This is a genomic window from Paenibacillus sp. FSL R5-0473 (assembly GCF_038004565.1).
GTDB classification, from domain to species: Bacteria; Bacillota; Bacilli; order Paenibacillales; family Paenibacillaceae; genus Paenibacillus; species Paenibacillus amylolyticus.
Map to the genome: position 1 here is coordinate 139,889 of NZ_JBBORL010000001.1, position 25,192 is coordinate 165,080.

Consider the following 25,192-nt stretch of genomic DNA (forward strand, 5'->3'; position numbering starts at 1 on the left):
CATGGGTAAACCCAACTTGTCTCACAAATTCGGTAAAGGTCTTCCACCGAAAGATTTTATCGAGAGTATGACCAAGAACCAAAGTGAATTCCAGACCAACTATGATAGCTTTACTTGGTCGAACGAAGAGGATCGTGAGTTCTTTGAGAGCCTGAACCATCGCGATGATCTGCGTGTGTTAATTCTGGCTGCTGACTGGTGCGGGGATGTTGTCCGTAATATTCCGGTTGTGTTCCAGGCGCTTGAAATCTCAGGAATTCCAACAGAAGTTCTGATTATGGAGAACCATCCGGAAGTGATGGATGAATTCCTGACCATGGGTGGCCGCTCCGTGCCAGTCGTTATTTTTGCAGATACAGGTGGTCATGTGTTAGGTCAGTGGGGACCTCGTCCGCAGCATGTACAGGAAGTCATGATTGAATTCAAACGCCTTAATCCGGATCGTGAAGCAGCAGATTATCAAGAAAATTTGGCTGTAGCGCGTCAAGAGATTGGTAAACGTTATGGGGAAGGAACGGAATCACATGCGGCCATTATCCGTGAGCTGCGTGAACTGATTTCGGGTTACTAAGCCGATATGCTTAACATTCGTACGTTTACACTAGGCCCGCTTCAGACCAACGCGTATCTTCTACAAGGAGATGATCCGGGCAAAGCCGTCATTATCGATCCAGGCATGAATCCAGGGCCGCTGCTTAAGGCGATCCAAGACTTGGAGATCGAAGCCATTCTCCTCACTCATGCTCACTTTGATCATATGGGCGGGGTAGATGAGATCCGTAAATTGAAGGGATGTCCCGTTTATCTTCATGACTTGGAGAGTGACTGGCTCACCACCCCGAAATTAAATGGATCTTTGAATTGGCCACAGGCGACACCACCGCTTTCGACAGATCCTGCTGAATATGCCATGGACGAAGGGCAGAAGCTGAATCTGATTGGGCATACGTTTAAAGTGTTCCATACACCTGGACATTCCCCAGGCAGTGTAAGTTTGCTTTGTGATAACGACCTGTTTGCCGGTGATGTGCTGTTCCGCATGGGTGTGGGCAGAACGGACCTGACAGGAGGGCGTGAACGGGATCTGATTGATTCAATCCAGAACAAGCTTTACACCTTTGCTGATGAAGTGAAAGTATATCCAGGTCATGGTCCCAAAACGACCATTGGTTATGAGAAACAGAACAATCCTTACGTGTCCGCAAGATAATCCGACATGATATGTGAAGAAAGTCTGGACAAGTGACAACTTTTTCATTAGAATAGCAATTAGTTGTTACAAGCGTTAAGGCATCATCTAACTGAAGCATTACCAAGAAACACCCAACCTCGCGAAGCACGCAGACTGTGGTCTATACCCGGTTTGCGTTCTTTTTTTGTTTTCAACCCCTTTTTATCACAGAATTACCCTTTTTTACGCTACATAGAGATGCAAGATGTGCCTCATCACAAGCCAGTTTGATACCAATAGCAAGTTAGCAGCAAGTACAGATTGTTTAAAGCGATGAATTTAAGAAATAGTAGATCATGAGAGTGGGGAATATCAAAGTGGAGAAAACAAGAGTTATTCCGTTGAATCAGCGTGTCGAGTATCCGATCATTGAAGAAAACCGTCGCATATTGGAAAGTGGGAAAAGAGAAACAGGTACTGAGCGAGCTTTAATACATAACCCTAGCGTGACCAATGAAGTGGTGAAGTCTCAGCAGAATATATGGGCAAGCCGTGTTTTAAGAAACGGAGCCCGCAACCAACCGTGGTTCGACAAGCTGCAAGATTACCGGAATCAAGTCTGATTGCCCGGGAAATTGTCGGGTTTAATTTTTTTTTTGATTTCATTGAACGTTTTTGCAGAGCCTGTCGTATTAACTCCAGATTGAACGGGAAGCAGGTGATTTCATGATAAAGGTAGCTGAGCTTGAAGAGGTACGCAGAGCAGTATCGGGAGACGATAGTGCACTCGCAGCGTTGTTGCAACGTCACTACACGTTTGTGTATAAGTATCTTGTCAAAGTGACGATGGACGCTAACCTCGCAGAAGAGACGGTGCAGGATACGATGATTCGTTGTATGGAAAATATCCATCGATATGATGGCACGTCTGCCTTTTCATCATGGATGATCACCATTGCGACTCGCATCTATATCGATAAGACAAGACGTAAGAAGAGAGAACAGAACTGGCTTACTCTCATCCGGGATCAGGCTGTACGTCGATTAAGCTGGCAGCTTGAGACTCGAAATGAAGAATGGACAGATGTTATGGATGCGATGACAAGACTGACACCCGAACATCGTGTTGCAGTGCTACTGAAGCATTATTATGGATACGGATATGACGAGATCGGGGAAATGCTGGGTATTCCTGCGGGAACGGTGAAGTCACGCACAGCTTATGGTCTCCGTCAGTTAAGAAAGGAGCTGGAATAAGGATGAGCAGATCAGATGATGCACAAGAACAAGAAGTTGTAGAACGATTGCAGCAACACATGAAAGTGCTGGATGATGCATTTGAGCCGACAAGTATTCCTTCTTTGGGTGCACTTGAAGCCCAAGTCAGGGAACGGAGACAGATTAGACGTCGAGCCAATTGGATCGAGATGATATGTTTTTGGTTGGTTGGATTGCTTGCGATTACCTTTAGTGCATTATTTTTCGTATCTGCTCCAGCTCTATATCTGGGAATTCAGGCTCTTGGTACAGCTGTTGCGGTGATTTTGGTTGTAATCTGGGCCGGACGGCGCCGGAAGGAGGTTCATCATGAATAAAATGCATTATTCATTGGATGAGATTTCTCCACTGTGGCTTACATTGCTTGGCATTTTTCTTCTGGTTCAGGGCACATGGATTTTTCAGGACGCACGCAGACGTGGACGTTTCCCTTGGTTATGGGGATTATGGGGCATCACAGGATTTCCCACGCCGCTCATCATATATTGGTTTGTCGTGATTCGATCACAGCGCAAGCCAGGTGTACGGAATCAGAAATAACATCATTTTAAAAATGGAAAAAAGATTTTGCACAAATATGTTGTTTAATTCTAGTATTCCTAGACATCGTTATTCTTTTCTAGTAGACTATACAAATAAATATTAATGATAGACTACCAGGAGGTTAGACGATGCTGCGATTAGGAGAGAAGGTTGTCATCGTCGCGGATGCGTTTGAGCAGAATCTTCCTGTGGGGGAATATGGTTTCATCATCGCTTATGACCGGAATCCGGACAATGCGTTCGATTACGTGCTTCGAGTGCCGCAGGTGAACCGGAACTTTTTTGTTCCATCCGGCGACGTCGATCTGGAAGAGGTTCTGCTGAAGCAGGAAGCTGAGCGGGTCGAGCGAGAAGCGTTGATAGATTACGCCCTTGCGACACACAATGAGAAGCTGTTTCATCATCTGATGAACGGAGATTTTCAAGCTGTGGAAGAGGAAGAGGAAACCGCGAACGATGTTATGTCACAGGCGGATTTTATAAAGCAGGTTAATCTGCGTGCATGGATTTAGAAATTTTAAGAGTCGGCTGATGCCGGCTCTTTTTTATTTTATAAGTTTGATTTTAGCTTCCGGGAAGCCTGTCAGGTCATTTGCATTGAATTGTCGAACTATCTCACCTATAATGAAAAAAGTTATCTTGAGACTTTAGCCCGTTAAACGAGCGATTCGTTTCAGGTCGTTTCGGGAATCAGAACGAATGAAGGAGGCATCCGCTAATGAGTATTTCGAATAATGACGTTCAGCATGTGGCCAAGCTGGCCCGGCTCAACTTGACTGCTGAAGAAGAACAGACCCTGACAGGTCAGCTGAACGCGATTTTAAAATATGCAGAAAAGCTGAATGAGCTGGATACAGAAGACATCGAGCCCACCACTCACGTTCTGCACGTAAGCAATGTTATGCGTGAAGATGAGACCAAAGAAAGCCTGTCGATTGAACAGGTGATGCGCAATGCACCGGAAGAAGAAGACGGGCAGTTTAAAGTGCCTGCAGTAATGGAATAACGGATAACCGGAAGGAGGACAAAAACTGTGAGTTTATTTGAACAATCGTTGCCTGATTTACATAACAAGCTGCATGCCAAAGAGCTGTCGGTCAGCGATTTGGTGGATCAGGCGTATCAGAACATTGGCGCGCATGATGATAAAGTTAAGGCATATTTGGCACTGGATGAAGAACAAGCACGCGCTCGTGCACGTCAACTGGATGACCGTCTGGTTAGCGGCGAGGAGAAAGGTTTGCTTTTTGGTCTGCCTGTAGGTATTAAGGATAACATCGTTACGAACGGACTGCGCACGACGTGTGGTAGCCAATTCCTTCGTAATTTCGACCCGGTGTATGACGCGACAGTTGTCGAGAAATTGAAAGCTGCGGACACCGTAACTATTGGTAAACTCAATATGGACGAATTCGCCATGGGCGGCTCCAATGAGAATTCAAGTTTCTCCCCTGTACGTAATCCATGGGCACTTGATCGTGTTCCAGGAGGTTCCAGCGGTGGTTCGGCAGCAGCTGTAGCTGCGGGAGAAGCATACTTCACGCTTGGATCAGATACAGGTGGCTCCATCAGACAGCCTGCTTCGTATTGCGGTGTTGTTGGATTGAAGCCGACGTACGGACTTGTTTCCCGCTTTGGATTGGTTGCATTTGCATCATCCCTGGATCAGATTGGTCCTTTGACGAAAAATGTTGAAGATTCTGCTTATGTATTGCAGGCCATTGCTGGTTATGACGCCAAAGATTCGACATCTGCAAAAGTAGAGATCCCGGATTATTTGAGTGGACTGACAGGTGATGTTAAAGGGCTTCGCATTGCCGTTCCGAAAGAATACATCGGTGAAGGCGTAGATCCACAAGTGAAAGAGACAGTTTTGTCTGCATTGAAAGTTCTTGAAGGGCTCGGGGCAACATGGGAAGAAGTATCCCTTCCGCATACCGAATATGCGGTGGCTACGTATTACCTGCTGGCATCTTCAGAGGCTTCTTCAAACCTGGCTCGATTTGATGGCGTACGTTATGGCGTACGTGCTGACAATCCGGATAACTTGCTGGATCTGTATCATCAGTCCCGCAGTCAAGGCTTTGGTCCCGAAGTGAAACGACGTATCATGCTCGGAACGTATGCACTCAGCTCGGGGTACTATGATGCCTATTATCTGAAAGCACAGAAGGTACGTACATTGATCAAACAGGATTTCGACAATGTATTTGCCAAATATGATGTGATTATCGGACCAACTGCGCCAACTACGGCGTTCAAACTGGGTTCACAGGTGGATGATCCACTTACGATGTATCTGAACGATATTTTGACTATTCCGGTTAACCTTGCTGGTGTACCCGCTGTTAGCATTCCATGTGGATTCTCGGATGGATTGCCTGTTGGCCTGCAGATTATCGGTAAAGCCTTTGATGAAACAACCGTATTGCGTGTAGCGCATGCGTTTGAACAAAATACAGAATTCCACAAGCAGCGTCCGCAGCTGTAGACTGCCCGGAACGGAGGAATATAGAAATGTCCGCATCTAAATATGAAACGGTCGTTGGACTTGAAGTCCACGTGGAGTTGCATACCAACTCCAAAATTTTCTGTGGCTGCTCCACAGCTTTTGGAGCTCCGCCGAATACGCATACCTGCCCGGTCTGTCTCGGACATCCGGGTGTACTGCCTGTATTGAATCGTCAGGCGGTAGACTACGCCATGAAGGCAGCGATGGCCCTGAATTGTACGATTGCTGATGTCAGCAAGTTTGACCGTAAAAACTACTTTTACCCCGATTCACCAAAGGCCTACCAGATCTCGCAATTCGATCAACCGATTGGTGAGAACGGCTGGATTGATATTGAAGTAAATGGTGAAACGAAACGAATCGGCATCACGCGTCTTCACTTGGAGGAAGATGCAGGGAAGCTTACACATATTGATGGCGGATACGCTTCTTTGGTGGACTTTAACCGTGTCGGTACTCCACTCGTTGAGATTGTATCCGAACCTGAGATTTCTTCTCCGGAAGAGGCGCGTGCGTATCTTGAAAAAATGCGTGCGATCATGCAGTACTGTGATGTGTCGGACGTGAAGATGGAGGAAGGATCACTTCGTTGTGACGCCAACATCAGTTTGCGTCCACATGGACAGGAGAAGCTGGGAACGAGAGCCGAGCTGAAAAACATGAACTCCTTCCGTGGTGTTCAGCGTGGTCTGGAATATGAACAATATCGTCAGGCTGAGATTCTGGATGATGGCGGTGAAGTGGTTCAGGAGACGCGTCGCTGGGACGAAGCTCAAGGGAAAACACTGTCGATGCGTGGCAAGGAACAAGCGCATGACTACCGTTATTTCCCAGACCCTGATCTCGTGAAGCTGCATATCGACGAAGCCTGGAAAGAGCGGATCAGAGCTACCATACCTGAGCTTCCAGACGAGCGCAAGGCGCGTTACACGGCTGATTATGGATTGCCTAGTTATGATGCAGAGGTTATTACCTCCTCCAAAGCTGTGGCAGATCTTTTTGAAGATAGTCTGAAATACACTCAGGATGCGAAGTCCGTATCCAACTGGATCATGGGCGACTTACTGGGTTACCTGAATACGAGCAACCTTGAAGTGACTCAAGTTCCACTGACAGGTCAAGGTTTGGGTGAGATGATTGGCCTGCTTGAGAAGGGCACAATCAACAGCAAAATCGCCAAAACGGTATTCAAGGAAATGCTGGAGAGCGGCAAGCTTCCACAGCAGATCGTTGAAGAGAAGGGTCTTGTGCAGATTAGTGATGAAGGCGCCATTCTTGCCATCGTTGAGCAAGTTGTAGCGAATAATCCTCAATCTGTGGAAGACTATAAAGCTGGTAAACAAAAAGCCATTGGCTTCCTTGTTGGTCAGGTTATGAAAGAAAGTAAAGGCAAGGCGAATCCCGCTCTAGCCAACCAACTGCTTGCAGATGTACTGAACCGCTAATCCTTCCGGTGAGGCCGGACAGAAAGAGGCTCGTCCCTGTGACAGCCTCTTTTTGGTATTGATAGATACAAATGTATTTCGGACGGGGGAACGGATATGAACATTCAACCATTGTCACTGAGTGATCTGGAGACGTTGGGACAGTTATGGAGACTACAACATGTGGCCTATCGATTGGAAGCCGAAATCATCGGATTTCAGGAGATTCCTCCTTTGATGGATACGATGGAGACACTTCGGGATTGTGGAGAGAGTTTTTATGGTTGTATCCATGATGACGGAGAGCTTATCGGGGCTGTCGCTATAGCGGAGGAAGAGGAGAATACACTGACCATTACACGAATGATGGTGCACCCGGATCACTTTCGCAAGGGGATTGCGGCATCTTTGATGACATATGTGTTGGAACAGCATGCGGATCTTCCGCGTTATATCGTCTCCACAGGAACGCTGAATCAACCCGCAGTGAATCTGTACACCAAATTTGGTTTTACGCCTGTGGAAGTCACACAGATTGCACCTGGAGTGGAATTAACGACTTTTCACAAGAATAAACTTTAATAATATTAACAACTTGAGGAGGAATACCGACTTTGGGCGATCCCTGGTTCATTGATGAGTGGCACATTTTATTACGATTATTGCTGGCTATGCTGCTTGGAGGGCTCGTAGGCCTGGAGCGGGAACGGTCCAATCATGCTGCCGGTTTGCGTACCCATATCCTGGTATGTCTTGGTTCTGCACTGATTATGATGTTGTCTGTTTATGGCTTTAAAGATTTTGCTAATGAATTAAATGTAAGGATTGATCCAGCACGTCTGGCTACTGCTGTAATTACTGGTGTCGGATTCCTGGGAGCAGGGACAATTCTCTTCACGGGAAAATCCATTACCGGGCTGACTACAGCAGCTTCAATCTGGGTTGTTGCAGCCATTGGGCTCGCAGCAGGTGCGGGATTCTTTTTTGCCTCTATTGTATCCACCGTTCTGGTATTGCTTAATCTCTGGGTCTTTAACAAATTAGAGCTGAGGTATTTACGAGGGAACAAACTGCATGTTGTTACACTTCATACCTTGTCAGAACCCGGTTTTCTCGAACAACTGTCTTCATGTATGGAGCAGGAGAAGATCAAAATTCGTAAAATTACCGTGAATGAACAAGACTTGGCTTATGCAGAGATGGTGTCGGTAGAACGTAAAATTGAGATTGTATTACATGTTCAGGTACCGCATGATTTCCAAACGGTTGGCTTGGTATCCAAGTTAAGACAATGGGAACACGTTACCAAGGTGTCGATCGAATAAATGAATTACAACCCTCCCCAGGCCAGTAGTGCCGGAGGGTTTTTGGTCATATCCATATTTCTTCCAGTTACTCTCCTTGCTCTTTAGGGTACTATCTAACCAAATGCATGAAGAGCGGAAGGTCAGATCAGAAGAGAGGAGTATGTTATGAAACGGAGACGTCAATTGAACAAAAAGACCCGTTCAGTCCAGGCCAAACCGGTCAGGAATCGGACTCACAAGTTTATTGCTGGATTACTGAGTGCCATTATTCCTGGTCTGGGTCATATTTATCTGAGATTGTACATGAGAGGTTTGACCTTTATGCTGCTTGTTTTGCTTGATCTGTCAGCAGTGTTGTACTTCTCATCCATTGGTATACAGATCAATGTGCCATTGCTCATCTTGCTGGCTTTGTGTATTCCGGTTATTTACTTTTACAATGTATATGATGTGTTGCAATCTGCAGATTGGGTCATGATGCGCAGACGTAGAGCCGTAACCCAGGCAACTTCGGACAAGCCGATAACCAATGAACGTTCTACACGAGATGCAATGATGGTCTGGGAGAGAGGCATATCGTTTGGATTACTTCTCATTGTGGGAGGGTCTTTGATGGTACTGTTTTTCCGCAAACCACGTTGGTTTCAAGAGCTTCTCGCCATGTACGGCGGATATTCATTTGCGGTTCTCATGATCGTAGGCGGTTTGCTTCTGTTTGGTCGTGAGTTCTGGGTGATGTTGAACAAGAAAAAAATGTAGTGGAAACGACACAAGGAGGGAACGTGATGAACCGTAAAGTCCGGGTTGGCCGCTATACGGCTGCCGCCTTAATCATAGCGGTCGGTGTGCTGTTGATTTTGGATAAACGGTGGGGAACTGACTACGTATATGAGATGGTGGACTGGTGGCCATTTTTGCTCGTTGTTTTAGGTGTTGAATATATTGTGCTGTTCCTGTGGACACGCAGAAGAAACAAGGTGCAATCGGATAACCCGAGCAATCCTGACGAGCAAATCAAAGTACGTTTCAGACCCGATGCCAAAGGCATTCTAACCTCACTGATTTTGGCAGCTTCCGTATTTATCGTCACCGAGCAGGATCACTACATGCACTTATGGAATAGAGTGAGTCTAAATCTCGGAGCGGCATCCATGGACTATAGTCAAGCGGCAGGATATATGGAGGATAAGGGCACGATTCGTGTACCTGTTCGCATGGATACGTCAGATCTGGTGGTCGAAGGTGTTAACGGAGATATCTCGGTACAACGCGGAGATACGGATGAGATTGAAGTACGGACGGTGATCTGGGTAGATCAGACGACGGAAGTACAGGCAAAGGCCGTTGCAGCAGCCTCTTTTGTAGAGGCCGATGGTACAAAAGTGATTTATATCAAAGCTACAGGCAAGACGTATGGAGACAATGAAAAAACGCAGCCACGGATGAATCTTACCATTACGATCCCGGATGATCGTCGTTTTAATCTGGATATTCGAACTTCCAATGGAGCCATATTATTAAACCGTCCGGAAGCCATTAGTACCATACTGGCTGAAACGGGTAACGGACGTATCCGGATTACCAATGCTGTTGGAGATATCTCCGGGAAAACGTTGAACGGGGATGTCATTGTAGCCAACGCCATTGGTAATGTCGATCTGGACAGTAACCGTGGAGATATGAAGGCTCGCGGTATTTCCGGCGATGTAGATCTTGCTACACAAGTGGGAAGTATCAGTATTGCGGACTCCGTTGGTGAATTCATCGCAGAGACACGCAACGGCAATATTACGCTGGATGGAGCCAATCTGGGAATCAAAGCCCAATCACTTAATGGCAGTATTAACATCGTATCTACCAAAGTCGGAGGGGACTGGGATGTGTACAGTGCGGTGGGAGCCATTAACGTATTACTTCCTGATCGTGGAGACTACAGTCTTGCGGGTTCCAGCAGTTATGGAGATCTAAGTACGGATCTGCCGTTCAAAGTACAGAATAAAACCATAGAAGGCCAGCTCGGTGAGGGCGAGTACAGGGTGAAAATTGAAGGCAACAGTGATCTCACTATTCAGAGCAACCCGGCTGTGTCTACGCCTGAAACAGTTACACCTGATTCTGAAGATACGGCTGAGAATCTGGAACAGACTACCGAGGACGGACCAAATTCCCAGTAGGATTCTACAGAGGTTCCTTGACTGCCGCGTTGACAATAAACTTGTAATCGCCGTACAATAAATGTACACTGGCAAGATTACACGGCATGAAAGATGGATTGTCGTTCTTAATGGCCGGGAATCAACTCTGAGCGAGGAGACAGTAACTTACTCTTCACCAGAGAATGAAAGGTAAGGCGGTGGGTTTTATGGCAACACGTGTCCAACATGCGTTGGAGCATCTGAAAACGACCGGTGTCCGTATTACACCCCAGCGTCATGCCATATTGAACTATCTGATGGAATCCATGGGGCATCCGACAGCCGATGAAATTTACCGAGCCCTTGAACCCCAATTTCCCAGTATGAGCGTGGCAACGGTATATAATAATTTGAAGATGTTTCTGGAAGCTGGCATGGTCCGGGAATTGACATACGGAGATAATTCAAGTCGCTTCGATGCCAATGTGACGGATCATTATCATGTTATCTGTGATCAATGCGGCAAGATTGAAGACTTCAGCTATCCTTCACTCAAAAGTGTAGAGCTTCAGGCGGAGTCTAGTACAGGATTCGAAGTACACGGTCACCGATTGGAAGTATATGGTGTTTGCAAAAGTTGCAGGGATTAAGAGAGTTGAATTACAATATTAACGTGCAGAATTCAGTATGGATTCTACACGTTTTTTTTTAGCATTTATGCAAAATGCTCATTTTTATAACAACTTATGCGCACATCCTTATGATCAGCATAATTAACGGAGGTAGACGTTTGGGTAGAAAAAGCAGATATACACGTCAGAAGCGACGTTCATTTTGGCCTGGTTTTCTCGGGGCTTGTCTGATCGCCGGGGGGGCTTACTGGCTTATAACAAATGTATGGTTGAACCAGACCCATGAAGACCCCGACTGGGTAGGAAGAAGCCAGCCTATTTTTGTAGATGGCCAACTGATGGATGGAGACGCTCTGGGTACAGGAGATCAACTCAAGTTGCCTGTAGATGTGCTGCAAGAAGCGATTGATGCAGGCATACGTTATGAATCAGAATCGGGAGATATCATTATTGCGTCTCCTCAGCGAGTCCTTCATATGAAAGATGGAAGCACACAAGCAGAACTTAATCACAAAGATTATCCTATGACAGTTAAGCCTGAGGTTAAGGACGGAGAAGCCTATATTCCGCTCAAACCTTTGAAAGAAGTATATGGCATAACCGTACAGGAAGATTCAGTAACAGGTGCTGTGCTGCTGATGCGTGGTGGAGACATGATACAGTATGCAGAGATTGATACGTTATCATCCAAAGCCGACAAAACGGTGCCGTTATATAAACGTGGTGGAGAATCCTCACCAATCATTGCCGACATGGAAAAGGATGCACGGGTACGTGTATGGCAGACGGGTGATAAACAGAGTTTTGTTCAACTCGATAATGGATATGCCGGATATGTAGATAATGATTATATTGTCCTCACCGAGAAAAAGAAGGTGGACTTGCCCAAGTATACGCTGACTGCAGCAGAGAAGAAGTGGCAGAATAAACCGGTAAATCTGGTTTGGGAAGCCGTGTACAATCGTCAGCCTGATGTGGGCTCTATCGGTAAAATGCCAGGTGTGAATGTGGTCAGCCCCACATGGTTTCATATTACGGATGGACAGGGCACTGTGAAAAGCAAGGGAAACCAAGCTTATGTGAACTGGGCTCACCGTTCGGGTATGGAAGTATGGGGACTCATGGATAACAGCTTTGATCCGGACGTTACAAAAGAAGCTGTAGCTTCTTACGAGACACGCACTCAAATTATTGAGCAAATGTTAGAGTATGCACAGACGTATCAACTGGATGGTATCAACATCGATTTTGAGAACGTGTATACCGATGACGGGCCGAATATTACGCAGTTTGTGCGCGAGATCAAGGCGATGGCTCGTATACATGGATTGATGTTATCAATCGATGTAACACCAAAATCAAACAGTGAGATGTGGTCTGCCTTTCTGGATCGCCGTGCGTTAGGTTCTTTTGCAGACTATGTTATTGTGATGGCTTATGATGAACATTGGGCGGCCAGTCCCAAGGCAGGTTCGGTAGCATCTCTGCCTTGGACCGAGGCTTCCATGAGACGCATACTTGAGGAGGATGAAGTCCCTTCTAACAAGTTGATCATGGCGGTTCCGCTCTATACCCGGATATGGACGGAAGAGACGAATGATCAGGGTGAGGTTAAAGTGTCTTCCAAAGCGGTGGGCATGAATGCCATTGTGGAGCTGATTCAAGAGAAGAAACTCAAACCTGAACTGGATCAGGCAAGTGGACAGAACTATGTGGAATATAAGGAAGACGGAGCTACCAAGAAAATATGGATCGAAGATGCCGTGTCCCTTCAGGCGCGTGTGGATTTGATTGCTTCGCTGAAGCTGGGCGGAGTAGCAGCATGGAATCGAAGTTTTGCTAATGCTTCTGCATGGGAGGTATTGAAGCAGGCCGGGTACCAAAAATAATTTACTCGAACTCAGAGTGTCTGCTTGCTCCAATTTATTTTCACTAAGTTCAAATTTTCTCATTGGATACCATCATACGTTCAGTCTAGCGTTTTATTGGTCGTAGAACTTATAACTTAACTTCTTATTTTAGCTATCGATAACAGCAATAAGGGCTCACTTATAAGCCAAGTCCAAAAAAGGTCCGGTAAACATACCGGGCCTTTTTTTGTTCTTCAATGAAATTAAGGTAAAAGACATTTAACGGTTGGAGACCATTTTGTGCTAACCATCGGTGGGGGGAGCTTGTGTAGAAGGCGCTTTCAGTTGTTGACTGGTCATGTTGGCTTTACTAGGGTCCAGGGTGAGGATGGTATGACAGAACATACAACGATCCGTTTTGCCAAGCATCTTGGTTAACTTCCCGCATTCCGGACAGTCGACTTGTACTGCGCTGGTGGAGAGCATACCCGCCCAGAAATAAATGGCTAGACTGGCCATCATGGCAATCAGTCCGATGACGAGTCCTACAGCTGCGAATACCTTGCCTGCATGTCCCCAGAAAACAATCCCGGCTGTTCCCAGTATCATTAGGCCCATACCTAGCATGGTCAGTAGTAATCCCCAAGTGCGAAAAGCATTAATTTTTGCTGATTTAAAAATCATGAAAAATGCTCCTATCGTATGAGTAGTATTGGACCTGGAAAAGAAGGAAACTTCAGTCTGGATGTAGAATTACATTATAACTGACTTGGCGCTTATCTGCCATGAAATGTATGGAGGGAATCGTGGAATTAAAGAACCTTGCTTTTTTGTCCGAACAGTCGGAAGAGACAGGGGCAGTTGGGGCTATCGCTTATTCCCACCCGGGAGAGCGATTCCACGGCTCCCTAATTCAAGATTTCGAATTATTAGTACTTGTTGTTCATAATGATGATCAATTGAAGTCGGCAGTGGGACATTACAGATATGGTGATCTTCGTTATCAGATGATCTATGCGAGCCGTCATGAATTAAAGAGTAGTGTAGTAACCGGGAATCATAGTAATCTCACCCAGTGTCTAATTGAAGGTGAGATTATCTGGGAAGCGGACAGCGCCTTAAGTGATTTGCGAGAAGAACTGTCTACCTTTGGGGCAGAATTGCGTGAGCAGAAGCTGCTTCATGAATTCACCAGTTTCTTGAGAATGTATGTGGAGGCCAAACGTCATATTCAGGAAGGTCATGTTGTAGACGCCTACTACAATGTATTAGAGGCTCTGGGGAACTGGGCAAGAATTGTATTGATTGAACAGGGGATATACCCGGATCATGCCGTCTGGACACATGTGCAGAATCTGGATCGCGCTTTATGGAAACTATATCAAGAGCTTACCGTAAGCTCGGAAACGCTGGAGCAGCGAGTAGAGCTTGTCCTGCTTGCCTGTGAGTTTTCCGTAATGTCCAAAATGAGTGAATGCTCAGAACTGCTGCTGCGTGTGTTAAGAAGTCGCAAGGAGCCGTGGAGCATGAATGAACTTGTTCATCATCCGCAGTTAAGATTTGTTCGAGAAGATCTGCCTTTGGTTATACGTAAGCTGGTCTTTCGTTCTATAGTAAAAGAATCGGCAGGATGGCCATCGATCGGAGGAGAGGGCCGGGAAATTCGGTATTGGATTGAGGCATAACCTTTTCCAGAGGCCTGACATTATATTGATCACATAAGGGAGGGGAAACCTTCCTTTTTTGTTTGTTTAATAATTTATAAAAAGATGTTGACTCTCATTCACGATATATGATACATTATATTTCGTTCCTCAAACGAGATTATCGCCAACAAACGATAAATTTTTCAGAGGAAAAGTGAAGAACTAAAGCTTCAAAAAAAGAAATTAAAAAAAGTTCTTGACGAAAACAAACGAAATGTGTTACATTATTTAAGTCGCCGCCGAAACTTGGTTAAGACGAAAAAAGAAGTAAAACAAATCGTGTTTGATCTTTGAAAACTGAACAACGAGTGAGTAAACATTCTGCTTGCAGAATGAACGCGAAAGTTGGAGACAAGCCTTGGCTTGAATCGACTGGAGCACAAATGAGATTTTTAATCTCGTCAGATTCAAAATGAGCATATCGCTCTTTTCAATACTTTATTGGAGAGTTTGATCCTGGCTCAGGACGAACGCTGGCGGCATGCCTAATACATGCAAGTCGAGCGGACTTGAAGAGAAGCTTGCTTCTCTGATGGTTAGCGGCGGACGGGTGAGTAACACGTAGGCAACCTGCCCTCAAGTTTGGGACAACTACCGGAAACGGTAGCTAATACCGAATAATTGTTTTCTTCGCCTGAAGAGAACTGGAAAGACGGAGCAATCTGTCACTTGGGGATGGGCCTGCGGCGCATTAGCTAGTTGGTGAGGTAACGGCTCACCAAGGCGACGATGCGTAGCCGACCTGAGAGGGTGATCGGCCACACTGGGACTGAGACACGGCCCAGACTCCTACGGGAGGCAGCAGTAGGGAATCTTCCGCAATGGGCGAAAGCCTGACGGAGCAATGCCGCGTGAGTGATGAAGGTTTTCGGATCGTAAAGCTCTGTTGCCAGGGAAGAACGCTTGGGAGAGTAACTGCTCTCAAGGTGACGGTACCTGAGAAGAAAGCCCCGGCTAACTACGTGCCAGCAGCCGCGGTAATACGTAGGGGGCAAGCGTTGTCCGGAATTATTGGGCGTAAAGCGCGCGCAGGCGGTCATTTAAGTCTGGTGTTTAATCCCGGGGCTCAACCCCGGATCGCACTGGAAACTGGGTGACTTGAGTGCAGAAGAGGAGAGTGGAATTCCACGTGTAGCGGTGAAATGCGTAGATATGTGGAGGAACACCAGTGGCGAAGGCGACTCTCTGGGCTGTAACTGACGCTGAGGCGCGAAAGCGTGGGGAGCAAACAGGATTAGATACCCTGGTAGTCCACGCCGTAAACGATGAGTGCTAGGTGTTAGGGGTTTCGATACCCTTGGTGCCGAAGTTAACACATTAAGCACTCCGCCTGGGGAGTACGGTCGCAAGACTGAAACTCAAAGGAATTGACGGGGACCCGCACAAGCAGTGGAGTATGTGGTTTAATTCGAAGCAACGCGAAGAACCTTACCAGGTCTTGACATCTGAATGACCGGTGCAGAGATGTACCTTTTCTTCGGAACATTCAAGACAGGTGGTGCATGGTTGTCGTCAGCTCGTGTCGTGAGATGTTGGGTTAAGTCCCGCAACGAGCGCAACCCTTATATTTAGTTGCCAGCATTTCGGATGGGCACTCTAGATAGACTGCCGGTGACAAACCGGAGGAAGGTGGGGATGACGTCAAATCATCATGCCCCTTATGACCTGGGCTACACACGTACTACAATGGCCGGTACAACGGGCTGCGAAATCGCGAGATGGAGCCAATCCCAACAAAGCCGGTCTCAGTTCGGATTGCAGGCTGCAACTCGCCTGCATGAAGTCGGAATTGCTAGTAATCGCGGATCAGCATGCCGCGGTGAATACGTTCCCGGGTCTTGTACACACCGCCCGTCACACCACGAGAGTTTATAACACCCGAAGTCGGTGGGGTAACCGCAAGGAGCCAGCCGCCGAAGGTGGGATAGATGATTGGGGTGAAGTCGTAACAAGGTAGCCGTATCGGAAGGTGCGGCTGGATCACCTCCTTTCTATGGAGAATCGTTTCCTGCAACGGAAACATTCAAATACGCAGCTTAGCTGCAAAACACTCACTCGTTGTTCGGTTTTGAGAGCTCAAACTCTCAAACAGCTTGCTTTTGCATGGAGCTTGTTCTTTGAAAACTAGATATCGAAACGAAACAAACGCGAATTAGAACATTCCTTTTTAGCTGAACTTGTGTTAAACAAGTTTCAATAAAAACGGTAGTCAAATTGCTTTTGTGATGGTATCGGGTGAGAGCGACTTTTGGCTTTGCGCAAGCAAAACAAGGGAAGCGAGCGACCGAAACCGGAACAAAATGGTTAAGCTACTAAGAGCACACGGAGGATGCCTAGGCGCTAGGAGCCGATGAAGGACGTGGCGAACAACGAAACTGCCTCGGGGAGCTGTAAGCAAGCTTTGATCCGGGGGTGTCCGAATGGGGAAACCCAGCTGGGGTAATTTCCAGTTACTCATAACTGAATACATAGGTTATGCAGAGGCATACCAGGGGAACTGAAACATCTAAGTACCCTGAGGAAGAGAAAACAATAGTGATTCCGTCAGTAGCGGCGAGCGAACGCGGAGAAGCCCAAACCAGAGAGCTTGCTCTTTGGGGTTGTGGGACGTCTCACATGGAGTTACAAAGGAACCGGTTAAGCGAAGAGGTCTGGAAAGGCCCGCCAAAGAAGGTAAAAGCCCTGTAGTTGAAAGTTGGTTCCCTCCGAGACGGATCCCGAGTAGTGCGGGGCACGTGAAACCCCGTATGAATCCGGCAGGACCATCTGCCAAGGCTAAATACTTCCTAGCGACCGATAGTGAAGCAGTACCGTGAGGGAAAGGTGAAAAGCACCCCGGAAGGGGAGTGAAATAGAACCTGAAACCGTGTGCTTACAAAAAGTCAGAGCCCGTTTTAGGGGTGATGGCGTGCCTTTTGTAGAATGAACCGGCGAGTTACGTTCCCGTGCAAGGTTAAGGTGAAGAGCCGGAGCCGCAGCGAAAGCGAGTCTGAATAGGGCGAATGAGTACGTGGACGTAGACCCGAAACCGGGTGATCTACCCCTGTCCAGGGTGAAGGTGCGGTAACACGCACTGGAGGCCCGAACCCACGCATGTTGAAAAATGCGGGGATGAGGTGGGGGTAGCGGAGAAATTCCAATCGAACTCGGAGATAGCTGGTTCTCCCCGAAATAGCTTTAGGGCTAGCCTCGGAAAACAGAGTCGTGGAGGTAGAGCACTGATTGGGTGCGGGGCCCGCAAGGGTTACCAAGCTCAGTCAAACTCCGAATGCCATAGACTTACTTCCGGGAGTCAGACAGTGAGTGCTAAGATCCATTGTCAAAAGGGAAACAGCCCAGACCATCAGCTAAGGTCCCCAAGTGTGTGTTAAGTGGGAAAGGATGTGGAGTTGCACAGACAACCAGGATGTTGGCTTAGAAGCAGCCACCATTGAAAGAGTGCGTAATAGCTCACTGGTCGAGTGACTCTGCGCCGAAAATGTAACGGGGCTAAACACACCACCGAAGCTATGGCTTGATGCTTTGCATCAGGGGTAGGGGAGCGTTGTATAAGGGTTGAAGGTGTACCGTAAGGAGCGCTGGACATTATACAAGTGAGAATGCCGGTATGAGTAACGAAAAGATCAGTGAGAATCTGATCCGCCGAAAGCCTAAGGGTTCCTGAGGAAGGCTCGTCCGCTCAGGGTAAGTCGGGACCTAAGGCGAGGCCGAAAGGCGTAGTCGAAGGACAACAGGTCGAAATTCCTGTACCACCGTAAGCCGTTATGAGCAATGGGGGGACGCAGTAGGGTAGTGACGCGGACTGATGGATGTCCGTCTAAGCAGTAAGGCTGATGTGTAGGCAAATCCGCACATTGTAAGGCTGAGCTGTGATGGGGAGCGAAAATTATAGTAGCGAAGGTCATGATCTCACACTGCCAAGAAAAGCCTCTAGCCAGGTGATGGTGCCCGTACCGCAAACCGACACAGGTAGGCGAGAAGAGTATTCTAAGGCGCGCGGAAGAACTCTCGTTAAGGAACTCGGCAAAATGACCCCGTAACTTCGGGAGAAGGGGTGCCCCGGTAGTGTGAATAGCACGAGGGGGCCGCAGTGAAAAGGCCCAAGCGACTGTTTAGCAAAAACACAGGTCTGTGCGAAGCCGTAAGGCGAAGTATACGGGCTGACGCCTGCCCGGTGCTGGAAGGTTAAGGGGAGTGGTTAGGAGCAATCCGAAGCTGTGAACCGAAGCCCCAGTAAACGGCGGCCGTAACTATAACGGTCCTAAGGTAGCGAAATTCCTTGTCAGGTAAATTCTGACCCGCACGAATGGCGTAACGACTTGGGCGCTGTCTCAACGAGAGATCCGGTGAAATTTTAATACCTGTGAAGATGCAGGTTACCCGCGACAAGACGGAAAGACCCCATGGAGCTTTACTGCAGCTTGATATTGAATTTGGGTACGATCTGTACAGGATAGGTGGGAGCCTTTGAAGTGTGAGCGCCAGCTTGCATGGAGGCAACGTTGGGATACCACCCTGATCGTATCTAGGTTCTAACCTGGTACCGTAATCCGGTGCGGGGACAGTGTCAGGTGGGCAGTTTGACTGGGGCGGTCGCCTCCTAAAGAGTAACGGAGGCGCCCAAAGGTTCCCTCAGAATGGTTGGAAATCATTCGAAGAGTGCAAAGGCATAAGGGAGCTTGACTGCGAGACCTACAAGTCGAGCAGGGACGAAAGTCGGGCTTAGTGATCCGGTGGTACCGCATGGAAGGGCCATCGCTCAACGGATAAAAGCTACCCTGGGGATAACAGGCTTATCTCCCCCAAGAGTCCACATCGACGGGGAGGTTTGGCACCTCGATGTCGGCTCATCGCATCCTGGGGCTGAAGTAGGTCCCAAGGGTTGGGCTGTTCGCCCATTAAAGCGGTACGCGAGCTGGGTTCAGAACGTCGTGAGACAGTTCGGTCCCTATCTGTCGTGGGCGTAGGAAATTTGAGAGGAGCTGTCCTTAGTACGAGAGGACCGGGATGGACGTACCGCTGGTGTACCAGTTGTTCCGCCAGGAGCACCGCTGGGTAGCTATGTACGGACGGGATAAACGCTGAAAGCATCTAAGCGTGAAGCCCCCCTCAAGATGAGATTTCCCAGTATGTAAGACCCCTTGAAGACGACGAGGTAGATAGGCTGGGGGTGGAAGTGCAGCAATGCATGGAGCTGACCAGTACTAATCGGTCGAGGGCTTATCCAATAGCAAGTTGTAATTCGCGTGTTTCGTTTCGAATCTAGTTTTCAGAGAACGATCTCTGAAGCATATTCCCTGATAGCTCAGTTGGTAGAGCACTCGACTGTTAATCGAGTTGTCACAGGTTCGAGCCCTGTTCGGGGAGCCATATGGAGAGGTGTCCGAGCTGGCCGAAGGAGCACGATTGGAAATCGTGTAGGCGTCACAAGCGTCTCGAGGGTTCGAATCCCTCTCTCTCCGCCATAATATTAAGGCCCGTTGGTCAAGGGGTTAAGACACCTCCCTTTCACGGAGGTAACAGGGGTTCGAATCCCCTACGGGTCATAATAACTTCAAAAAAGAAGTTGATTTTTACAACAAGATTATGGTATGATCATAAATGTGTTGTTCGGAGGCTTAGCTCAGCTGGGAGAGCATCTGCCTTACAAGCAGAGGGTCGGGGGTTCGATCCCCTCAGCCTCCACCATATAAACTTTATAACGACGCGGGGTGGAGCAGCCCGGTAGCTCGTCGGGCTCATAACCCGAAGGCCGCAGGTTCAAATCCTGCCCCCGCAATTATACTTTCCTTTGAGAAAGTGATCTGGAACCGTGGTGTAGTTGGCCTAACATGCCTGCCTGTCACGCAGGAGATCGCGGGTTCGAATCCCGTCGGTTCCGCCATTTAATCTTTACATGAGGCAAACTGTTCACTACATCTGCTGTATGGCACTGATGCCCTATATAAAGTGTAAGGAATTAAGATTAGACTTTATTATGGCTCGGTAGCTCAGTCGGTAGAGCAGAGGACTGAAAATCCTCGTGTCGGCGGTTCGATTCCGTCCCGAGCCACCATTTTAAAATAATTTAATAAGCCGGTGTAGCTCAACTGGTAGAGCAACTGACTTGTAATCAGTAGGTTGGGGGTTCAAGTCCTCTCGCCGGCACCATGTAATCCTGGAGGATTAGCGAAGTGGCCAAACGCATCAGACTGTAAATCTGCTCCCGTACGGGTTCGGTGGTTCGAATCCATCATCCTCCACCAGTTTTTAGGGGCATAGTTTAAAGGTAGAACAACGGTCTCCAAAACCGTTGGTGTGGGTTCAATTCCTGCTGCCCCTGCCAATTAACTTTTTAGAAATTAACCTTTTATGGCGGTCGTGGCGAAGTGGTTAACGCACCGGTTTGTGGATCCGGCATTCGGGGGTTCAATTCCCCTCGATCGCCCCTTTGTTTTTTTATTTTTTATTGGGGATTAGCCAAGCGGTAAGGCAACGGACTTTGACTCCGTCATGCATAGGTTCAAATCCTATATCCCCAGCCATTATGCGGACGTGGCTCAGCGGTAGAGCATCGCCTTGCCAAGGCGAGGGTCGCGGGTTCGATTCCCGTCGTCCGCTCCAAAATATGGCGCCATAGCCAAGTGGTAAGGCACAGCTCTGCAAAAGCTTTATCCCCAGTTCGAATCTGGGTGGCGCCTCCAGCATATGCCGGCGTGGCGGAATGGCAGACGCGCTCGACTCAAAATCGAGTGGGAAACCGTGGAGGTTCGAGTCCTCTCGCCGGTATATTGAATAGCCCTACATGTTGCTTATGCAATGTGTAGGGCTATTTTTATTTTATATGAAACGATTTATGTGCAGTAAGAAAATCTAGAGTAAGAGAAGATGGACGTTAATAAAGATTGACGTATGATTATATTGAGTATATTGTAGATAAGTAAAGTCTTTAATATGAAGGAGTGAAGTAGAGTGACTAATGGAAAAAATGTATCGGATACCGATCTGTTATTTGATCTTTCTGTATGGGAAGAGGCATGGAAGAATCGTCCGAGAAGTTCAAAATATAAGAAGAAAAGCGCCCCCTTTAATATAGAAGAAGCTTTTGAGCGATGGGCCAGGGATTATCATGCACAGTCGTTCACTGAAGAAGGAAAGCAGCGTTCTGAACGCATTATGGGCTGGATTGAAAACCAGGGTGTGGAATTAGCAGGGTTATCCATTTTGGACATTGGAGCAGCCTCAGGCATATTTACCATTCCTTTTGCGGAAAAGGGGGCAAGTGTGACCGCAGTTGAGCCTTCTGAGTTGCTTGTCTCCCTTATGAAAGAGACGATACCTCCAGCTCTGGAATCCAAAATCGAAATCGTAAACGAACGATATGAAGAAATCTCCATTAAGGATAAAGGCTGGGAGAAGAAATATGACTTTGCATTTGCATCCATGTGTCCGGCGATGTCGGATTGGGAAACGATTGAGCAGGCGATCAATTGTGCCCGGAAGTATGTGTATATAAGTACTATGGCGGGACATAAGGAACACACACTAATGGATGAACTTAAGGATGTACTGGGTGTAACTTCTTCACACCAGGTCGGTGATATGGGGTATATCCAACAGTTGCTGTATTTGAAGGGCTATTCTTATACGATGATCATTACGAGAGAAGTTAACTCATTTGAAGTACCGGTGGAAGAGATTATCGAGAAGCTGCCAGAATGGCTTAATACGTATGAGTTACCATCGGATGAAGATTCTCTCAGACTGGCTGAAGAGTACATTCTGGATACGTACAAGGATAGTACGGTGACCTTCTCACGTGGAGGAAGATTTGGTAAGATTCTAATTCAACTTGAACAGCCCAATATGAAAACAGTTCGCACTAAGGATAAGCGATAAATCGCATAAGCGTGGCACGTGTACTGATAATCAGGAATTGAGACTGAGACAATGTAGTCTAACGTCTAAGATGACACTAGGAAGCATCACAACGCTGTGCCAAAAGATGAACGGTTGAAACATAGAAGTTAAAATTGCAGAAGTAAAGTTGTAAGTGAAGGGAGCAGGTTATGTGCTCCCTCTTTTTTGAAGCCACTAATTCATCGACCGCTTTGAACCAGACCCTCGTTTATTTAGAGATGTTCGACACTTCTGCTTTCTGCTTACGCTCCCGATACTGGCCGGGGGTGATTCCTTCCCATTTACGGAATGATCGGATAAAGTTTTGCGGATTGTTGTACCGAAGTCGTGCTGCGATATCTTTAACGGTTAGATCACTTTCGTCCAGCCATTTTTTAGCGATATTAAATCGGTACTTGGTCAGATATTCACTAAATGCACAGCCTGTCTCTTTGCGGAAAACACTACTTAAGTAGTTTGCATTGTAGTGAAGTTTCATAGCACATTCCTCAAGCGTCAGATCCTTATCATAATCTTGATGAATCATGGCAATCATTTTCTCAGATATATGCTGATACTGGGCATACTGTCTTGCTTTAAAAACCTGGATGACGGGCAAGATGACTTGATGGTTAAACCAATCCTCAACTTCAGCAGCGTACTGCAAACCATGAAGTTCATGAAACATCGAACCACGACCTTTGGAGATCTGTCCGAGTCGTATGCCGGATTCCTGAGTCATTTGCAAAATATGCGTGAGTAGCCTCGTAAGAGCCACCTCATACTCCTCCGGTGTAACCTCCATACCAAAGATCACTTCAAGCAGTTGTTTCAGAAGAGCAGAGGCCTGGACTTCGTCCGCATTTTGAATAGCTTGGATCAACGAATATTCCAATGATTCCGGGTAGGTCATGGACCAAGTGGGAGTGTGATGATCTATGTTCTCATATTGAAAAATAATGCCTGTTCCCAGCTTCATCCGATGCCTCAGTGCTTCCAAGGCTTCTGTGTAAGCTTGAGGGATGTGATGTAGAGAGCTGTGCGACTGGCTGAATCCTATACTGACTTGAAGAGCCAGAATCTTATCCATCTGTTGTTGTAACTGGTCTGTTAATACATATAGCTGCTGTGAAAAAATAAACTGATCCTGTTCCACGGTGCCAATCACCGTGACTACTGTATGTTCCAGCACAATGGGAAGCAATTGTTGGTTATGCACAACCGTTTCCTCCAATATATTTTGAATAGCGAATAATAAGAGATCACGATCACTAGCTCTATATTTTGTATGATTAACAAGATCGGCCTGTAGTGTAATAACAGCAATTTGTTGCCATTCCCGAACCTGATGCGTGTAGCCATATTCATTCAGGGCGTCATGAAGAGTATGAACAGGGATCTTACCCTGGAACAGATTCATCATAAAATGATTGCGAATCTGCAATAGATGCACATTAAGTGTGTTCTCTAATTGGGAGTGAGAGGCAGATAATTGTGAGACACCTGCTCTGATCTGTTCGAACTCATCAGAAAATGGTGGTGATTGCTGAGCTACCGTGTTTCCTTCTTTGGACAGATGGTTGTCACCAAGTTGGGTTAAAAGTTTACGAATCGGGACATGCATTCGCTTGGAGCCGAGCCAGGCGAGTAATAATGAAATTAGAAGTAAGAAGATACTGATATACAAGGTGTGCAATCCGATATCGATATATTCTTGTGTCAGAATATTGGTAGGTGAGATTAGAACATAAGTCCATCCTTTTAAGGTAGAAGGGCTATACGTCAGAGAATAATGTGTATCGGCGATCTTAACTTCCCGTTTTTCAAAGCCTGTTGAAAATGTGATGGGTGATAGTTTGGTTATGTTGGCTTCCGTATCCCGATCCTGTAATCCAATGGCAGACAACGGTTGTCCAATGTATACAGGATCGGGATGGACCAAGATACGTTGTTCCCGATTCAAAATGATCAGTCCTGAGGCAGCATTGCCTAAGGAGACTTCTCCTATTGTATTTTGCAAAGAGCATGCAGGGATTCCTGCAATCAGGGCAGCATCGGAAGACGTATTCAGATTCGGAATAGATCTCGCAAGGGCAATATGATAAATACAACCTGTACCGGGTGAACGCTCATCATTGCTGAACACCGATGAAGGGGAGAGCTGCCATCCAGAAGTTAACGTATCCGATATCAATTCCTTCATGGGAAGAGCCAGTGGAAAATCCGTATTACGATATAATCCGGCATGATCAATAAGCCAATTCTGAGATTGATTCACCAGAGTAATATCCAGCAAAGGTTCCCATGACCTCATATTCTGAAATTCGCTCTGTAGCTTGTCGGCAAGCAAAGGTCCTTTCCCTTCTAGTGAAGAAGAAGCAGACAGGGAACGAAGGGTTACTGGAGAGCGAACGGCCTGATCAAGCATATAACTAACTGTAGCGAGTTTGTGCTCAACGTTGGATTGCATTTGTTCCAGCAACTGTCTGTTGGCCAGCGTACGATGCAGCTCTGTTTGGTTTGATGAATAGATAAATGCGGCAATTCCCGTTAACAAAATGGGCAGGGTGCTTAACAGGATTCCGAAGATGATCATTTTATGGAGATAGCTGGTTGGTCGCACAGTTTCAGTTCCACCCCTGACATTAGAAATAGTAACACTTTCTATTTTAGTAAACGCTTACATATAGAACAATCTAAATTTTGTTTATTTGGATAAAAAAGTAATTTCATAAGAGAGTATAGAAGTAGAGATA

At 46.8% G+C, this 25,192-nt stretch carries 20 protein-coding genes, 15 tRNA genes and 2 rRNA genes; 35 read left to right on the plus strand and 2 right to left on the minus strand.

Features of this window, described 5'->3' with window-relative positions:
- The first annotated feature begins 1 nt into the window (after nt 1).
- The 16 genes from MKY28_RS00615 (at nt 2) to MKY28_RS00690 (ending at nt 12,891) form a co-directional block, all read left to right on the plus strand.
- Nucleotides 2–571: a thioredoxin family protein gene (locus MKY28_RS00615; protein ID WP_340934371.1), complete on the plus strand. Its 570-nt coding sequence runs from the start codon at nt 2–4 to the stop codon at nt 569–571.
- 6 nt (nt 572–577) lie between these two features.
- Nucleotides 578–1,210: an MBL fold metallo-hydrolase gene (locus MKY28_RS00620; RefSeq protein ID WP_036607016.1), complete on the plus strand. Its 633-nt coding sequence runs from the start codon at nt 578–580 to the stop codon at nt 1,208–1,210.
- A 317-nt stretch (nt 1,211–1,527) separates the two neighbouring features.
- A complete protein-coding gene (locus tag MKY28_RS00625; RefSeq protein ID WP_164783448.1) occupies nt 1,528–1,794 on the plus strand; it encodes a hypothetical protein in 267 nt (88 codons plus the stop codon).
- Between the two features lie 103 nt (nt 1,795–1,897).
- On the plus strand, nt 1,898–2,428 hold the full coding sequence (gene sigY, locus MKY28_RS00630) for an RNA polymerase sigma factor SigY (protein ID WP_340934375.1): 531 nt from the start codon (nt 1,898–1,900) through the stop codon (nt 2,426–2,428).
- Nucleotides 2,429–2,430: 2 nt separating this feature from the next.
- The gene (locus MKY28_RS00635; protein ID WP_076319630.1) at nt 2,431–2,766 is read left to right on the plus strand and encodes a YxlC family protein; all 336 of its coding nucleotides are present in this window, start codon (nt 2,431–2,433) and stop codon (nt 2,764–2,766) included.
- Nucleotides 2,759–2,989, plus strand: coding sequence for a hypothetical protein (locus MKY28_RS00640; RefSeq protein ID WP_179088694.1), 231 nt, complete (start codon nt 2,759–2,761; stop codon nt 2,987–2,989). Before MKY28_RS00635 ends, MKY28_RS00640 begins: the two co-directional genes overlap by 8 nt.
- Nucleotides 2,990–3,120: 131 nt before the next feature.
- Nucleotides 3,121–3,504, plus strand: coding sequence for a hypothetical protein (locus tag MKY28_RS00645; protein WP_024631336.1), 384 nt, complete (start codon nt 3,121–3,123; stop codon nt 3,502–3,504).
- Between the two features lie 206 nt (nt 3,505–3,710).
- Nucleotides 3,711–3,998 carry an Asp-tRNA(Asn)/Glu-tRNA(Gln) amidotransferase subunit GatC gene (gene gatC, locus MKY28_RS00650; protein WP_036607033.1) on the plus strand — a complete coding sequence of 96 codons (288 nt, stop codon included), beginning with the start codon at nt 3,711–3,713 and terminating at the stop codon, nt 3,996–3,998.
- A 27-nt stretch (nt 3,999–4,025) separates the two neighbouring features.
- Nucleotides 4,026–5,483: an Asp-tRNA(Asn)/Glu-tRNA(Gln) amidotransferase subunit GatA gene (gene gatA, locus MKY28_RS00655; RefSeq protein ID WP_340934379.1), complete on the plus strand. Its 1,458-nt coding sequence runs from the start codon at nt 4,026–4,028 to the stop codon at nt 5,481–5,483.
- Between the two features lie 26 nt (nt 5,484–5,509).
- Nucleotides 5,510–6,949, plus strand: coding sequence for an Asp-tRNA(Asn)/Glu-tRNA(Gln) amidotransferase subunit GatB (gene gatB / locus MKY28_RS00660; RefSeq protein WP_047841558.1), 1,440 nt, complete (start codon nt 5,510–5,512; stop codon nt 6,947–6,949).
- A 96-nt stretch (nt 6,950–7,045) separates the two neighbouring features.
- Nucleotides 7,046–7,510 carry a GNAT family N-acetyltransferase gene (locus MKY28_RS00665; protein ID WP_253503236.1) on the plus strand — a complete coding sequence of 155 codons (465 nt, stop codon included), beginning with the start codon at nt 7,046–7,048 and terminating at the stop codon, nt 7,508–7,510.
- Nucleotides 7,511–7,542: 32 nt separating this feature from the next.
- A complete protein-coding gene (locus MKY28_RS00670; protein ID WP_017692302.1) occupies nt 7,543–8,253 on the plus strand; it encodes an MgtC/SapB family protein in 711 nt (236 codons plus the stop codon).
- Nucleotides 8,254–8,400: 147 nt separating this feature from the next.
- Nucleotides 8,401–8,994 (plus strand): hypothetical protein, encoded by a 594-nt coding sequence (locus MKY28_RS00675; protein ID WP_074096431.1) that lies wholly within the window; start codon nt 8,401–8,403, stop codon nt 8,992–8,994.
- Between the two features lie 26 nt (nt 8,995–9,020).
- The gene (locus tag MKY28_RS00680; RefSeq protein ID WP_036607044.1) at nt 9,021–10,409 is read left to right on the plus strand and encodes a DUF4097 family beta strand repeat-containing protein; all 1,389 of its coding nucleotides are present in this window, start codon (nt 9,021–9,023) and stop codon (nt 10,407–10,409) included.
- 188 nt (nt 10,410–10,597) lie between these two features.
- A complete protein-coding gene (gene perR / locus MKY28_RS00685) occupies nt 10,598–11,020 on the plus strand; it encodes a peroxide-responsive transcriptional repressor PerR (RefSeq protein WP_026081471.1) in 423 nt (140 codons plus the stop codon).
- Nucleotides 11,021–11,160: 140 nt separating this feature from the next.
- On the plus strand, nt 11,161–12,891 hold the full coding sequence (locus MKY28_RS00690) for a glycosyl hydrolase family 18 protein (protein WP_340934386.1): 1,731 nt from the start codon (nt 11,161–11,163) through the stop codon (nt 12,889–12,891).
- Nucleotides 12,892–13,155: 264 nt separating this feature from the next.
- Here MKY28_RS00690 and MKY28_RS00695 read toward each other — a convergent pair whose 3' ends face one another.
- Nucleotides 13,156–13,536: a DUF2614 family zinc ribbon-containing protein gene (locus MKY28_RS00695; protein WP_340934389.1), complete on the minus strand. Its 381-nt coding sequence runs from the start codon at nt 13,534–13,536 to the stop codon at nt 13,156–13,158.
- A gap of 122 nt (nt 13,537–13,658) precedes the next feature.
- On the opposite strand from MKY28_RS00695, the gene MKY28_RS00700 reads away from it, so the two are divergent.
- From MKY28_RS00700 to MKY28_RS00790, 19 genes are all read left to right on the plus strand, one after another.
- On the plus strand, nt 13,659–14,537 hold the full coding sequence (locus MKY28_RS00700) for a nucleotidyltransferase-like protein (RefSeq protein WP_340934391.1): 879 nt from the start codon (nt 13,659–13,661) through the stop codon (nt 14,535–14,537).
- Nucleotides 14,538–14,996: 459 nt separating this feature from the next.
- Nucleotides 14,997–16,549: ribosomal RNA gene (locus MKY28_RS00705) — 16S ribosomal RNA — on the plus strand.
- Between the two features lie 311 nt (nt 16,550–16,860).
- Nucleotides 16,861–19,786 (plus strand): 23S ribosomal RNA (locus tag MKY28_RS00710).
- Together the 16S and 23S rRNA genes with 15 tRNA genes alongside form the textbook arrangement of a ribosomal RNA operon.
- 66 nt (nt 19,787–19,852) lie before the next feature.
- Nucleotides 19,853–19,928 (plus strand) — tRNA-Asn (locus MKY28_RS00715).
- A 3-nt stretch (nt 19,929–19,931) separates the two neighbouring features.
- Nucleotides 19,932–20,023: transfer RNA gene (locus MKY28_RS00720), tRNA-Ser, on the plus strand.
- 9 nt (nt 20,024–20,032) lie between these two features.
- Nucleotides 20,033–20,104, plus strand: a tRNA-Glu gene (locus MKY28_RS00725).
- Between the two features lie 66 nt (nt 20,105–20,170).
- Nucleotides 20,171–20,246, plus strand: a tRNA-Val gene (locus MKY28_RS00730).
- Between the two features lie 17 nt (nt 20,247–20,263).
- A tRNA-Met gene (locus MKY28_RS00735) sits at nt 20,264–20,337 on the plus strand.
- Between the two features lie 27 nt (nt 20,338–20,364).
- Nucleotides 20,365–20,442: transfer RNA gene (locus MKY28_RS00740), tRNA-Asp, on the plus strand.
- 95 nt (nt 20,443–20,537) lie between these two features.
- A tRNA-Phe gene (locus tag MKY28_RS00745) sits at nt 20,538–20,613 on the plus strand.
- A 19-nt stretch (nt 20,614–20,632) separates the two neighbouring features.
- Nucleotides 20,633–20,708 (plus strand) — tRNA-Thr (locus MKY28_RS00750).
- A gap of 9 nt (nt 20,709–20,717) precedes the next feature.
- Nucleotides 20,718–20,803 (plus strand) — tRNA-Tyr (locus tag MKY28_RS00755).
- Between the two features lie 6 nt (nt 20,804–20,809).
- A tRNA-Trp gene (locus MKY28_RS00760) sits at nt 20,810–20,883 on the plus strand.
- Between the two features lie 29 nt (nt 20,884–20,912).
- Nucleotides 20,913–20,985, plus strand: a tRNA-His gene (locus MKY28_RS00765).
- Between the two features lie 22 nt (nt 20,986–21,007).
- Nucleotides 21,008–21,082: transfer RNA gene (locus MKY28_RS00770), tRNA-Gln, on the plus strand.
- Nucleotides 21,083–21,086: 4 nt separating this feature from the next.
- Nucleotides 21,087–21,161: transfer RNA gene (locus tag MKY28_RS00775), tRNA-Gly, on the plus strand.
- A 6-nt stretch (nt 21,162–21,167) separates the two neighbouring features.
- A tRNA-Cys gene (locus MKY28_RS00780) sits at nt 21,168–21,241 on the plus strand.
- 6 nt (nt 21,242–21,247) lie between these two features.
- A tRNA-Leu gene (locus MKY28_RS00785) sits at nt 21,248–21,326 on the plus strand.
- A 183-nt stretch (nt 21,327–21,509) separates the two neighbouring features.
- The gene (locus tag MKY28_RS00790) at nt 21,510–22,436 is read left to right on the plus strand and encodes a class I SAM-dependent methyltransferase (protein WP_340934392.1); all 927 of its coding nucleotides are present in this window, start codon (nt 21,510–21,512) and stop codon (nt 22,434–22,436) included.
- 229 nt (nt 22,437–22,665) lie between these two features.
- Here MKY28_RS00790 and MKY28_RS00795 read toward each other — a convergent pair whose 3' ends face one another.
- Nucleotides 22,666–25,059: a helix-turn-helix domain-containing protein gene (locus tag MKY28_RS00795; RefSeq protein ID WP_340934395.1), complete on the minus strand. Its 2,394-nt coding sequence runs from the start codon at nt 25,057–25,059 to the stop codon at nt 22,666–22,668.
- Between the last annotated feature and the right edge of the window lie 133 nt (nt 25,060–25,192).